This window comes from Burkholderia sp. AU27893, from assembly GCF_002223205.1.
GTDB lineage: Bacteria > Pseudomonadota > Gammaproteobacteria > Burkholderiales > Burkholderiaceae > Burkholderia.
The window spans coordinates 863860-877398 of the sequence record NZ_NKFD01000005.1; the positions used below are offsets into that span (position 1 = coordinate 863860).

At 66.5% G+C, this 13539-nt stretch carries 9 protein-coding genes; 3 read left to right on the top strand and 6 right to left on the bottom strand.

All coding sequences use genetic code 11. From position 1 onward, the window contains the following. The first annotated feature begins 1158 nt into the window (after nt 1–1158). Nucleotides 1159–1995 carry a response regulator gene (locus CFB47_RS36130; protein ID WP_089459506.1) on the top strand — a complete coding sequence of 279 codons (837 nt, stop codon included), beginning with the start codon at nt 1159–1161 and terminating at the stop codon, nt 1993–1995. Next, nucleotides 1988–4333, top strand: coding sequence for a sensor histidine kinase (locus CFB47_RS36135; protein WP_089464108.1), 2346 nt, complete (start codon nt 1988–1990; stop codon nt 4331–4333). Before CFB47_RS36130 ends, CFB47_RS36135 begins: the two co-directional genes overlap by 8 nt. Before the next feature lie 139 nt (nt 4334–4472). Here CFB47_RS36135 and yjfF read toward each other — a convergent pair whose 3' ends face one another. The 4 genes from yjfF to CFB47_RS36155 form a co-directional block, all read right to left on the bottom strand. After that, nucleotides 4473–5561, bottom strand: coding sequence for a galactofuranose ABC transporter, permease protein YjfF (yjfF, locus tag CFB47_RS36140; RefSeq protein WP_089444403.1), 1089 nt, complete (start codon nt 5559–5561; stop codon nt 4473–4475). Further along, nucleotides 5558–6598 (bottom strand): ABC transporter permease, encoded by a 1041-nt coding sequence (locus CFB47_RS36145; protein WP_089464109.1) that lies wholly within the window; start codon nt 6596–6598, stop codon nt 5558–5560. Before CFB47_RS36145 ends, yjfF begins: the two co-directional genes overlap by 4 nt. Beyond that, entirely contained in the window at nt 6595–8109 is a 1515-nt protein-coding gene (locus CFB47_RS36150) for a sugar ABC transporter ATP-binding protein (RefSeq protein ID WP_089464110.1), read from the bottom strand. Before CFB47_RS36150 ends, CFB47_RS36145 begins: the two co-directional genes overlap by 4 nt. Nucleotides 8110–8182: 73 nt before the next feature. Then, complete coding sequence (locus CFB47_RS36155; protein ID WP_089429808.1) at nt 8183–9145, bottom strand: ABC transporter substrate-binding protein; 963 nt, start codon at nt 9143–9145, stop codon at nt 8183–8185. A gap of 665 nt (nt 9146–9810) precedes the next feature. On the opposite strand from CFB47_RS36155, the gene CFB47_RS36160 reads away from it, so the two are divergent. Further along, on the top strand, nt 9811–10857 hold the full coding sequence (locus CFB47_RS36160) for a DNA topoisomerase IB (protein ID WP_089464111.1): 1047 nt from the start codon (nt 9811–9813) through the stop codon (nt 10855–10857). 159 nt (nt 10858–11016) lie between these two features. On the opposite strand, the gene CFB47_RS36165 is transcribed toward CFB47_RS36160, so the two are convergent. Then, nucleotides 11017–11841 (bottom strand): alpha/beta fold hydrolase, encoded by an 825-nt coding sequence (locus CFB47_RS36165; protein WP_089464320.1) that lies wholly within the window; start codon nt 11839–11841, stop codon nt 11017–11019. Between the two features lie 195 nt (nt 11842–12036). Then, nucleotides 12037–13029, bottom strand: a complete 993-nt coding sequence (locus CFB47_RS36170) for a LysR substrate-binding domain-containing protein (protein WP_089464112.1) — start codon at nt 13027–13029, stop codon at nt 12037–12039. Between the last annotated feature and the right edge of the window lie 510 nt (nt 13030–13539).

A 13539-nucleotide genomic window follows, 5' to 3' on the forward strand; every position in this document is an offset into this window, starting at 1 on the left:
CATCCGCGCACGCGCGCGCCATCGCGCCGAACCCGCGACGACCTCGTATCTCATGGGAAAGCGTCATTCAGACGCCGGATGGGTGGAAGCCGGCCCGCACCCCGGGGCGGCCCGCCCTGTTTCATTCAGGAGGAGGATGGCGACGTGCGATCCCCGGGACTGAAGCATGCGCCGCCGGCTCATGCGAACCGGTGCGTTGGCCTGTCATGCCTGTTGTGTTCATCGTTTTCGTACCCGCCTGGTTCGAGAGCGCGCCGCGCGCGACCGTCCCCCGATGGATCGAACCCTCGGACGGCCCACGCGCAGCCACTCACCCTTTTTCGTCCCGCATTCAAACGCATTTCCGGAATCCCGGAACGGCATCGACGACTTGCCGGACGACCCCTGCACCGAATTAATCGATCGAATTTCCTTGACGATTTCGTCTCGACCGGTGCGTCATTCCCAACCGCATTCCAGAACTCACCGATTTCTCTTATATAGCAACGTATTCGGCGAAGAACGGAATCTGCATTACCCTCGTGCCAGTTATTCGTTCGCCGATGCAGCCCCACATCATGGGATCTGACATCGATCAATGTCTCATTGGTATCGCATGCCTCGGAATAGAATTCGGCGTGCGATCCGCGCGATTCCGACCGTTTGAAAGAACCGATTCCAGCCGCGCCGGAGCTAGTTTGCTGGCATCCTTCAGAACGAACCTTTTCCCGAGCGGAAAAATCCTTTTCCCGAGCAGACAGCATTTACATTCATACATTCCGACGCAAAATGCGCCTTCACGACTAACACGATTTCGAACCAACATCAGAAAAAAATTAATCGTGCAATCCACAATTTCTTCATTCTTTTCACATAGAAGGCATCGACTTCGGAACGCATGTCAAGCTGATTCACCCGCGCCTGTCCATTCCAATTATTCCAAATTGATCCGGCAATAAAGACCGATTATTAAAAGCCGATTCGGCATGTTTTTCCACTTCCGTTTCTTCCGGCCGGACGCGGTGGCGGCAAACACGCAACACCCCGCCGCACAAGCCCCCACGGACCACACGGAATCCTCACAATGTGACCTGTTGTCGGCATATAATTTTTCGCAACAATCGTGCAGACCGCGATGCACGTCATCTGACCGGCCACCCTTCCACCGCCTCCGCAACCATGCCATCCCGCTCGTCCAGTCCGGCGTCGCCTCGTCCCACGCCGGATCTTGCTGACGCACATATTCTTGTCGTCGACGATCGCCCGAACGACCTGCGGCTCCTCACGGAAATCCTGCGTGCCGCCCGGTGCCGGATCAGCGTCGCGTTCGACGGGCTACAGGCGTATCACCGTGCGCAGGCGATCGCGCCCGACCTGATCCTGATGGATGTCCGCATGCCGCGCATGGACGGCTTCGCGGCGTGCCGGCTGCTGGCGTCGACGCCGTCGACGCAATCGATCCCGGTCATCATCCTGACGGCCGCGGGCGATCTCGAGGATCGCATCGCGGGCCTCGAAACCGGTGCGATCGACTACATCATCAAGCCGTTCGAGCCGACGGAAGTGCTGGCCCGGATCCGCAATCACCTGAAACGCGCGCGGCGCAGCCAGCCGTTCGCACATCTGCCCGAGCTGCCCGACAACCCGGAGACGGCCCTCGTGCGCGCGGCGTCCGAAGTCCTGCTGCGCGACCTGCGCCATCCGCCGGCGCTCGAGGATCTCGCCAGACAGGTCGGCACGCACGAGAAGCGCCTGTCCCGCGTGTTCCGCGATCATCTCGGCCAGACCGTGTTCGAATATCTGCGCGACACGCGCCTGCGCGCCGCAATGCACTTTCTCGCGGAGACGTCGATGGGGATCGGCGACATCGCCGAGGAAATCGGCTTTTCGACGCCCGGCAACTTCGCCACCGCCTTCCGCGAACGCTTCGGCATCACGCCGTCCGACTGGCGGCGCCAGCGCCATGCGGTCAATGCCCCGCCCGCCGCACCCGGGGCGCACCATCACGATGGGTAGGCGCCACGCGGCATGGGCTGTCGGATGTCGCGCGGTGCTGCTGCTCCTGCTCGCGATGGCCGTCACCTGCGCGGCGGCGCACGCCGCGTCGACGCCGAACCCCGCGCAACTGGACGCCGTGTCGGTCTTCGAGGACGCGAGCACGACGATGTCCGCCGCTCAGGTCGCCGCACGGCTCGCCGATCCGGCGCATGGCACGCCGGTGGCCGGCACGTCGTCGTTCAACGTCGAGTTCTCGCGATCGGCGTGGTGGATCCGCGCCACGCTGACCAACCGCGACAGCGCCGCGCGCCCGCTGGTGCTGGTGATTCGCGACGCCCGCGTCGACCAGGCGGACTTCTATCTCGGCCGGAACGGCGGGTGGACGCTCGACAGCCGCTTCCCGGCCGCCGGCGCCGGTAGTGACGCCCGACCGTCATCGCGCTACCCGGCGCTCGACGTCACGTTACGTGCCGGCGAAAGCGTCCCCGTGCTGATCCGCGTCACGTCGCGCAAGGAAATGCGGCTCGCGCCGGCGGCGTTCACGCGTGCGGCGTGGGATGCGCTGGAACGGCGCGCGACGATGTGGGACTTCGGCTTCTTCGGCGGGCTGCTCGCGCTGATGTGGTGCGCGCTGCTGATCGGGTTCTTTTCGCGCAGCGGCGTGTTTCACGTGCTGGCCGCGGTGGCGCTGGGCACGACGCTGTTCGAAGCGGCGTACCGCGGCTATCTGGCGATGGCGTTGCCGCCTGCGCTGCGTGAATGGTCGGCGCGCGGCGAAGTGATCTTCGCGTACCTGGCCGTGTCGTGCTTCGTCGTCTTCATCCTGATGGTCGCCCGGCGCGAGCAGGCGAAGCTGCCGATGCGCGCGATCTACATGGCGTTCCTCGCGCTCGAAGGGGTCGGCATGATCGGCGCCGCGTGCGGCGACCTGCTGACGTTCACGTGGTTCTGCCTGCGGCTGAACGCCGTGCTCGCGATCGTCAACATCAGCCTCGCGTTGCTGCTCGCGATCCGCCGGACGCCCACCGGCCGTGTGATGCTGATCGCCATCGCGATCGCCACCTTCAACATGCTGATTCGCGTGCTCGACGGCATGAACACGCTGCCGCCGGTGCTTGCCTGGCTGAAATCCGACATCTTCCCGAACCCCGTCACCGCGGTCGTCGGGCTCGCCACGCACCTGCTGGTGCTGGCCGCATGGATTCATCACGTCGGCCGCCAGCGTACCGAGGCGAGGAAGCGGCTCGAACACTGGCAGCTCACCGAACAGGATCGCCTGCGCGACGAAGTCGCACGCCGCACGCTCGCGCTCAACGACGCGCTGCAACAGGTGACGACCCACATGCAGCAGAAGATCGAGACGCTCGGCTACGTCAGCCACGACCTGCGCGCGCCGCTGTCCACGATCAACGGCTACGCGAAGCTGCTGCTGCAAGGCGCGACGCGCGGCCAGGCGCGGCTGATCCGGTCGATCGACCGCAGCATTCGCTACCAGCTCACGCTGATCGACGAACTGCTCGCGTTCACGAAGGCCGAGCTGCAGCCGCTCGGCGTGACGCCCGACACGACCGACCTGCCCGGCCTGCTCGACGACATCGGCCACTATGCGCTCGCGCTGTGCGCGCAGCAGGACAACCGGTTCGTCTACCGGCCGGCCACGCCGCTGCCGCGCACGGTGTCGATCGACGGCATGCGGCTGCAGCAGGTGCTGCTCAACCTGCTGTCCAACGCATCGAAGTTCACGCGCGGCGGCACGGTCACGCTGTCGATTCATGCCGCGCGCGAAGGCGATACCTGGCGCCTGCTGTTCGAAGTGGCCGATACGGGCATCGGGATCGACATCAGCGGCAACCGCGACATCTTCCGCGCGTACCAGCAGGTGCAGGCCGTGAACGGCGGCACCGGGCTCGGCCTGTTCATCGCGCAGCGCATCGTCGGCGCGATGGGGGGCGAGCTGGCCGTCGCCAGCCAGCCGGGCGTCGGCACGGCATTCTCGTTCGCGATCGTCGCGCCGGCCGTCGGGCACGCGCTCGTGCCGGTGTCGGAGCTCGTCAGGCGGTTTCATCCGGACGGCGAGGCCGAGCCGGATGACACCGCGCCCACGATGCCGTGCCCGCCCGACGATGCGCTCGACCAGCTGATCCTGCTGGCCGCCAACGGGCAGCTGACCGATATCGAGGCATGGCTCGGCCCGTATGCGGACGAGCCGGATTACGCGGCCTTCGTGCGCGACGTGCGCGAACACCTCGATGCACTGGACCTCGACGCGATCGGGACACTGGCCGGCTCGCTGAAACAGGCGCGCCGCGCCGCGACGGCGTTCGACGCCGAAGCCGACGCGGCCGGCCCGGCCTGACGGCACGGGCCGCCGCGGCGCGCACGCGCCGATCGGGCACCGGCCGGCCGCCGGATGCGACCGCCCGCGCATCGACACCGGCTACCGTCGCGCCAGGTTGCTGCGTGCCGCTGCCGCCCCCTGCCGGCCAATGCGTGCGCTACAGCCGCCGCATCGTCGAAACCAGCGCGGCATCCTCGTCGGGCGATGCCGGCCGCGCCGGTGCGGGGCTGCGTTTCGGCCGCGGCGCCCCAAGCCCCGTGCCGCCCGTACGCCGCCGCGCGGCGTGCCGTTCGATCACCCGTTGCAGCACGCAGAACACGCACAGCAGCGCGCCGATCACGATCCGCGTCCACCACGAACTCAACGTGCCGTCGAACGTGATCAGCACCTGGATCGTGCCGAGGATGCCGACACCGAACACCGAGCCGAGCACATAGCCCACCCCGCCGGTGAGCAGCGTGCCGCCGATCACGGTCGCGGCGATCGCGTCGAGTTCCATCCCCTGGGCCTGCAACCCGTAACCCGACAGCACGTACAGCGTGAACACGACGCCGCCGAGCGCCGAACAGAAGCCGCTCAGCGCGTACACGCCGACCTTCGTGCGCGCGACCGGCAGCCCCATCAGCAGCGCCGAACGCTCGTTGCCGCCGATCGCGTAGACGTTGCGGCCGAAGCGCGTGAAATGCGCGACGTAGATCGCGCCGGCCAGCGTCGCGAGCGCGATCAACGCGCCCGCGCTCAGCGTGCCGCCGCCCACCGGCACGCTGAAGCCCGCGATCGCATGAAACACCGGCTCGTTGATCGTGATCGACTGCGTCGTGATCAGGAAGCACGCGCCGCGCGCGAGAAACATCCCGGCCAGCGTGACGATGAACGGCTGCAGCCGGAAATAATGGATCAACGCACCCATCGCCGCGCCGTACAGCGCACCGAACGCGAGCACCAGCGGCACGATCACCCACACGGGCCAGTGCAGCCGCTCGGCGCCGACCGCGCAGAAGATCGTCGTCAGCGCGACGACCGAGCCGACCGACAGGTCGATCCCGCCCGACACGATCACGAACGTCATCCCGAGCGCGACGATCAGCAGGAACGCGTTGTCGACGAGCAGCCCGGTCAGCACCTGCATCGAGAAGAAGCCCGTGTAGGTCACGGACCCGAAGCCGAACAGCGCGGCGAACAGCACGATCGTCACGACGATCGGCAGCGTGCGCGGGTCGGCGAGCCGGCCAAGGAATCGGTTCATCGCGGCGTCGCTCCGGAAGTCGCGCGCGAACGCGCGGAAGACAGCAGCCGCGACGCGTGCCGGACGACCGACGCACGGGCGGCCTCCGACTGGATCAGCGTCACGACGATCACGACCACCGCCTTGACGACGAGCGTCGCCTCCGGCGGCACGCCGATCGAATAGGTCGTGTAGGTCAACGTCTGGATGATCAGCGCGCCGAGCACCGAGCCGGCAAGGCTGAAGCGGCCGCCGAGCAGCGACGTGCCGCCGAGCGTCACCGCGAGGATCGCGTCGAGTTCGAGCAGCAGCCCCGCGTTGTTGCCGTCGGCGCTGCGCACGTTCGAGCTGGCCAGGATGCCCGCGAGCGCCGACATCACGCCTGAAAACAGATACACGCCGAACACGATCGCCCCCGAGCGCAGCCCGACGAGCCGGGTCGCGACCGGGTTCACGCCGATCGCACGGATGAACAGCCCGAGCGCCGTGCGGTTCACCAGCAGCGCGGTCGCGGCGATCGTCGCCAGCGCGATCCACACCGCGCACGGCACGGCCGCGAGATAGCCGCCGCCGAGCGCGAGGTAGCCGGGCGCGCCGATCGGGATGATCTGGCCGCCCGTCAGCAGTTGCGCGACGCCGCGGCCGGCCACCATCAGGATCAGCGTCGCGATGATCGGCTGCATCCCGACGAACGCCACCAGCAGCCCGTTCCATGCGCCGGCCAGCAGCCCGACGCCGAGCGCGGCGGCCAGCGCCACGCCGATTCGCGACGGGTCCGCGTCGAGCACGATCGCCGCGGCTGCCCCTGCGATCGCGACGATCGCGCCGACCGAGATGTCGATCCCGCGGGTCGCGATCACGAGCGTCATCCCGAGCGACACGATCACGAGCGGCGCCGCGCGGTTCAGGATGTCGATCGGCGCGCCGAACAGGTGACCATCGAGCAGCGTGATCGACAGGAAGCCCGGGCGATACGCGACGTCGAGCGCGAACAGCAGCGCGAGCGTCAGCACCGGCCACACGAGCGAATGACGGAACAACGTGCGGAGCTGCGTCATGACTGGCCTCCCGCGATCAGCCGGTACACCTGCTCCTCGGATGCGTCGGCGCCGGTCAGTTCGGCGACCTTGCGCCGGTCGCGCAGCACCGCGATCCGGTGGCTGACACGCACGACTTCGCTGATCTCCGACGAAATGAACAGGATCGCGAGCCCTTGCGCGCACAGCGCGAGCACGCGCTCCATGATGTCGAATTTCGCGGCGACGTCGATGCCGCGCGTCGGCTCGTCGAGGATCAGCAGCTTCGGTTCCGTCGCGAGCCAGCGCGCGAGCAGCACCTTCTGCTGGTTGCCGCCCGACAGCAGCCCGATCGGCTGCTCCGCATCACGCGCCTTGATGCCGAGACGCGCGATGTACGTATCGGCGAGCTCGCGCTGCCGCGCGCGCCCGATCAGCCGCCACCAGCCGCGCCGCGCCTGCAGCGCGAGAATGATGTTCTCGCGGATCGACAGCGCGGCGACGATCCCCTCCTTCTTGCGATCCTCCGGGCAATACGCGATGCCGTGCCGGACCGCGTCGTGCGGCGACGCGAGCCGCGTGCGCGCGCCGTCGACTTCGATCGCGCCGGTGTCGGCGCGCTCCGCGGCGAATGCCAGCTGCGCGGTTTCGGTGCGCCCCGAGCCGAGCAAGCCGGCCAGCCCGACGATCTCGCCGGGCCGCACGTCGAGATCGAGCGGGCTCATCATTCCGCGCCGGCCGACCTGCTGCATCGACAGGAACGGTTCCGCGTCGCCGGCGGTGCGTTCGACCGCCGCCGCGCCCGCCTGCAGCGTGTCGGACATCCGTTCGCGGCCGGTCATCTTCGCGACCAGCACGTCGACCGGCAGGTCGCGCGCGAGATACTCGCCTTCGCGCTCGCCGTTGCGCATCACGGTGATCCGGTCGGACACCGCGTAGGTCTGCTCGAGAAAGTGCGTGACGAACAGGATCGCGATGCCCGATGCCTTCAGCCGGCGCAGCACGTCGAACAGCCGCGCGACCTCGCCGTCGTCGAGGCTCGACGTCGGCTCGTCGAGGATCAGCACGCGCGCGTCGACCGATACTGCCCGTGCGATCGCGACCATCTGCTGCACGGCGATCGGATACGCGTCGAGCGAGCGCGTGACGTCGAGCGCCAGGTCGAGTTCGGCCAGCGCCGCACGCGAGCGGGCATGGATCGTGTTCCAGTCGATCGCGCCGCGCCGCATCGGCTGCCGGCCCGCGAAGATGTTCTCCGCGACCGACAGGTTCGCGCACAGGTTCACTTCCTGGTAGAGCGTCTGGATGCCGGCCGCCTCGGCTTCGCGCGGCGCGGCAAAATTCACCGGCGCGCCGCCGACGCGAATCTCGCCCGCATCGTGCGCATGCACGCCGGTGAGCACGTTGATCAGCGTCGACTTGCCCGCGCCGTTCTGGCCCATCAGCGCGTGGATCTCGCCCGGAAACAGCCGGAAGTTCACGCGCTGCAGCGCGTTCACGCCCGGAAACGACTTGTCGATGCCGATCATCTCGACCACCGGCGCACTCTCCATGCATCCTCCCTCGAAGCGGTTGGCGCCCGGGCGGCCGCCACGCCGCCGCCCGCGCCGGATCGTCGTATGTGGCTCAGTACTTGCGGGTCGGTAGCACCTGGGCCGCGACGTTCATCGGGAACACGGTCTCGTTCGTCACGATGCGCTTGGGCAGTTGCTTGCCGGCGACCACGTCCTTCACCGCGGTCATCAACTGCGGGCCGAGCAGCGGGCTGCATTCGACGTCGACGTTGATCTTGCCGGCCACCATCGCCTGGAAGCCGCCCTTCGTCGCGTCGAACGACACGACGCTCACGTCCTTGCCGGGCTTGATGCCCGCCTCTTCCATCGCCTGGATCGCGCCGAGCGCCATGTCGTCGTTGTGCGCATAGACGACGTTGATCTGCTTGCCGTAGGTCTTCGCGAACGCTTCCATCACCTGCTTGCCGCCCGCCAGCGTGAAGTCGCCGCTTTGCGACGCGATCACCTTGAACTTAGGATTGCTCTTGATCACTTCGAGCAGGCCGGCCCGCCGGTCGTTGGCCGGCGCCGAGCCGACCGTGCCCTGCAGCTCGACGATATTGATCGGACCGGGGTCGTTCTTGTAGCGCTCTTCCATCCAGTGGCCGGCGCGCCGCCCTTCCTCGAGGAAGTCCGAGCCGATCATCGTCACGTACAGCGACGGGTCCTTCACGTCGACCCCGCGGTCGGTCAGGATCACCGGGATGTGTGCGGCTTTCGCTTCTGTCAGCACGGGCTCCCAGCCCGATTCGACGACGGGCGAGAACGCGATCACGTCGACCTTCTGCGCGATGAACGAGCGGATCGCGCGAATCTGGTTCTCCTGCTTCTGTTGCGCGTCGGAGAATTTCAGGTTGATGCCGGCGTCCTTTGCCGCGCCCTTCACCGACACGGTGTTCGCGGTACGCCACGCGCTTTCCGCGCCGACCTGCGAGAAGCCGAGCGTGATCGGTTTCTGCTGCGCGTGCGCGCCGCCGGCCAGCACCGTCGCCGCGGCAACGATCGCGCCCGCCGCCAGCTTCCTGATGAATGTCATGGTTCGTCTCCGATGATGTCGTTGTGTGCCGCTGCGCTGTTCTGTTTCTGCGTGGCGCAGGCGCGGATCGGGGTTGTAAGCCGGCCGGGGGCTTCGCGCCGGCCCGGTCTGCATGCCCCGCATCAGTCTAGAAACAAGTCCGATAACCTTCTAATGAAATATTGGATTGGGACGATATCGGATTCGGCATACGTATAAACACCTAAGCAGGTGGGCGGGCCCGTTCTAGCCGGCCTTGGCCGCGTTTTGCACGGCCTTTGCACGGCCTTTGCACGCGCCACGCGCACCACCGGCGCGTGGCCTCGCGGCATCGTCAAACGCTCGTTCCAGCCGACATCGACGATCTGCGCGGGAGCGTCGAGGTTCGTTGAACGGGACACGGCCTCGACACGATCCGCCCGATGCCGGCACCGGGCCGCAGTCATCTTGGCCGGGCGAAGCCGTTGCGTCATTTCGTCCATGCAGCGGTAACAAACGCCCGAACGCCCGTCCGGCGCGCGCTTGCGCCGGGCCTCCTCGCGCGTGCAAGGAATGGCGCACGGTTCTTGCTGCGCGACGCCGGAACGTACGCATAAACAGGAGAAAACCGTGCGCGCAGGATGTCCGAGCGGAACGCAGCCCGACGATACGCGGATGGGCACCGACGTCGATCGACGCGGTGCAGCATGAAGCAGCGCGCCCCGTCGCAGCCGAATGCACGCATGCCCGCCGGGCCGCTGCGTCATGTCGACGACCGTCGCCCCGGCTATACGCGCCGGCCGCTCCGCAACGGCTTCGCGTATTACGGGCCGGACGGTGTGCGAGTGCGCGATGCCGACGAAATCGCCCGTATCAATGCGCTGGCGATTCCACCCGCGTACACCGACGTGTGGATCTGCATGGACCCGCGCGGTCATCTTCAGGCAACCGGCCGCGATGCACGCGGGCGCAAGCAGTATCGCTATCACCCGCTGTGGCGCGAGACGCGAGACGCGAACAAGTACGCGCGGATGGCCGCGTTCGCGCGTGCGCTGCCGCGCATCCGCGCGCGCGTCACGCGCGATCTGGCGTTGCCGGGCATGCCGCGCGACAAGGTCGTGGCGACGATCGTCCGCTTGCTCGACACGACGCTCGCGCGGATCGGCAACGCGGAATACGCGCGCGAAAACGGCTCGTACGGGCTGACGACACTGCGCAAGCGACATGTGAAAATTCAGCCCGGCCAGGTGCGGCTGCGCTTCGCCGGCAAGAGCGGGATCGAACACGACGTGACGGTCGACGACGCCCGGGTCGCCCGGATCGTGCGGCGCTGCGCGGAGTTGCCCGGGCACGAGCTGTTCCAGTATGTGGACGACGACGGCGTACACCGTCCGGTCGGGTCGTCCGACGTGAACGACTACCTGCGCGAGGCCGGCGGCGCGGATTTCACCGCGAAAGACTACCGGACCTGGGCCGGCAGCGTGCATGCGCTCGGGTTGTTGCGGCGCATCGAGCATCGCGGCGTCACGCACGCGCGCAAGCAGATCGTCGAGACCGTGCGCGCGGTGGCCGAGCTATTGCGCAACACGCCAGCCGTGTGCCGGCGCTGCTACATCCATCCGGTGGTGCTCGACGCGTTCGAGGCGGGCACGCTCGCCGCGCTCGCGGTCCGGCGGACGCCGCGCGGCTTGCGCGTGGATGAAGCGGCGTTCGTGGCGTTGCTCGGCAGCGCACGTCGGCGCGCGGGGAGATGACTGCTCACATCGTGCCGACGCCCGTTTCGGTACGACCGGCACTGCCCGGAACCCGTGTCGTTTTCAATTGGGTGCGGAGCGCATGACCGATAACGGGTTGCGCCCGTTTCCTTGAACTCGTTGATACAACAGGTTCGCACGGTGGCAGCGCGCTGCGCGTCAGCCTGCCGACAGCCGCTGCGCGTCGAACCAGTCGAGCAGCATGCGCGTGACGAACGCGGGATTTTCCAGATTCGAAATGTGGCCGGCGTCCGGCACCAGCGCATGGGTGCAGCCGATCACGCTCGCCATCTTCACGGTTTCCGACGGCGGGCGCGCCATGTCGCCCGCGCCGCACATCAGCAGCGTGCGTTCGGCGTCCAGTTCGGCGAGTGCCGGCAGCGTGTCGGGCCGGCCGAAGATCAGCCGGCCGAGCGGAACGATCGATTGCCGCAACCGGTCGGCCGGCAGGTTCGCCAGCGCGTCGCGAAACGCGGATGGCACCGGGCCCGCCAGATTGACATCCGGCCGGAAGAACAGCGGCACGATCGCATCGAGCAGCGGCGACGCGATACGGCCCGCGGCGGCGATGGCGTCAAGCATTCCGAAGTAGCGCAGCCGCGTCGCCTCGGGCTCGGCCTCGAGCGACGCATCCATCAGCACGAGCGAGCGCACGCGCTGCGGTTCGCGCAATGCGAGCCGCGCGCCCCACATGCCGCCGACACTGAGCCCGACGAGCGCGCACTGTTCGATCCCCAGCGCGTCGAGCAGCGCACTCGCCTGCGCAGCGAGATCGTCGAGCGTCTGCGTGCCTTCCGGCAGTACGCCCGATGCACCGTGCCCCCACAGGTCCGGCACGATGACGCGATACCGGCGCGACAGCGCGTCGATCTGCGGCGCCCACATCGCCGCATCCCACAGATAGCTGTGCCCGAGCAGCACCGGGAAGCCGGTACCGTGATCCTGGTAATGCAGGGTGCTGCCATGAATGTTCACTGCGGGCATGTCGTCTCCGGTGTCGGTGCGATCGGCAGCGGCCCGGAACCGGGCGCCGCGCTCGGCGGCGTGCTGCAACGAAGGCGAAGCGGCGCATCATCGCACAGGTTGCAAGCGCGGCGCATGACGGTTCGCACCTGCGTGCGCGTCGACCCTGCCGCATGCCCCTTCGACACGCATGCGCGCCAGCGTGACGCGACCGTACTATCCGACGCGATACATCGGTACCACGTTGCTGCCGGCCGTTTCCTGGTCCGATGCGAGCGGATGACTCGCCTGTTCGAGCAGCCAGTTGGTCAGCACCGCGATATCGAACTCGTTGCATGCATCCGGGTTCTGCACCAGCACGTAGCTGCCCGATGCGACCGTGCAGTGCGGGAACAGCTCGACCAGCCGGCCCTGCTTCAGCAGCCCGTCGACCAGCGGCCGCCGCCCGATCGCGATGCCGTGCCCGTCGACTGCGGCCTGCACCAGCTGGTCGTACTGGCTGAAATGCAGCGCGCCGGCGGGCCGCAGGCGCGGCACGCCCAGCTCCTTCAGCAGATGGCTCCATCCGTGCCACGGCCACTCGCCGCGCGGATCGTCGAGATGCAGCAGCACGTGCTTGTCGAGATCCTCCGGCTTCATCGACGCGGCGTCGCCCGGCGCCGGCATCAGGCTCGGGCTACAGACCGCGACGACGCGCTCGCGAAACAGCACGTCCGTCTCGTCCGTCGACGTATACGGCCCTGCATATCGCACGGCGAGGTGCAAACGTTTGCGTTTAAGATCTTCAATTTCGCTCGTGGCCGAGACGCGTACGTCGATGTCGGGGTAGCTGGCGCGGAACGAACCGAGGCGCGGAATCAGCCACAGCGCCGCGAACGAGACGGTGGTCGACAACGAGATCGCGCGCTGGCCCACGCTCGACGACAGCTTGCCGATCACCGATTCCAGGTCGGACAACGCGAACGAGATCGCGTCGTACAGCTCGCGCCCCTTGTCGGTCAGCGTCAGGGAACGAATGTGCCGGTGAAAGAGCTCGATCCGGAGCTGCTCCTCGAGCGCCTTGACCTGCCGGCTCACGGCGGATTGCGTGACGTTCAGTTCCTGCCCGGCACGCGTAAAGCTCAAATGACGCGCCGCGCATTCGAAGCCTCTCAGGAAATCCAGCGAAGGCATACTTCTCAATCGCTTTGCCAATCTCACATTAGCCATACCGCCGCCTCAAAGTTGCACCCACCGACAGGCAAGTCGCCGTTCGTCTCCCTGACTCGTTTCTCCTTTTTGGATTCGGAAACGATTTTATATTGAAGCATGGATGCGGATCATTCTTATTTTCAATCGTGACACTCGTATTTATCTATCGATTTTCATCGGCCAAATAGCCTTACATTACCATTATAAAGTAGTGATTTTGTAAATCACCCACCGACCGAAATGGCGCGAAGGATGTCCTACAAAGTCGCATAAAAACAGCATATTACGGGTGCAAACCGACGTTCGGACAACCATACGGATGCTATGGCAGACGCTCCTCCGAATTCCTACAATTGCATTTCAATCACCAAACGATTTTATTCATTTACCGTATTACGAAAAGAAACCGCACCTCAACATACACAAGGAATACCATTTAAATCCGTGATTTCATGTTTATAAAAACATACTAAACGCATGAAATTGAATTGCGCCATTCAATTGCCGTAAATTGATGAACCAATTATG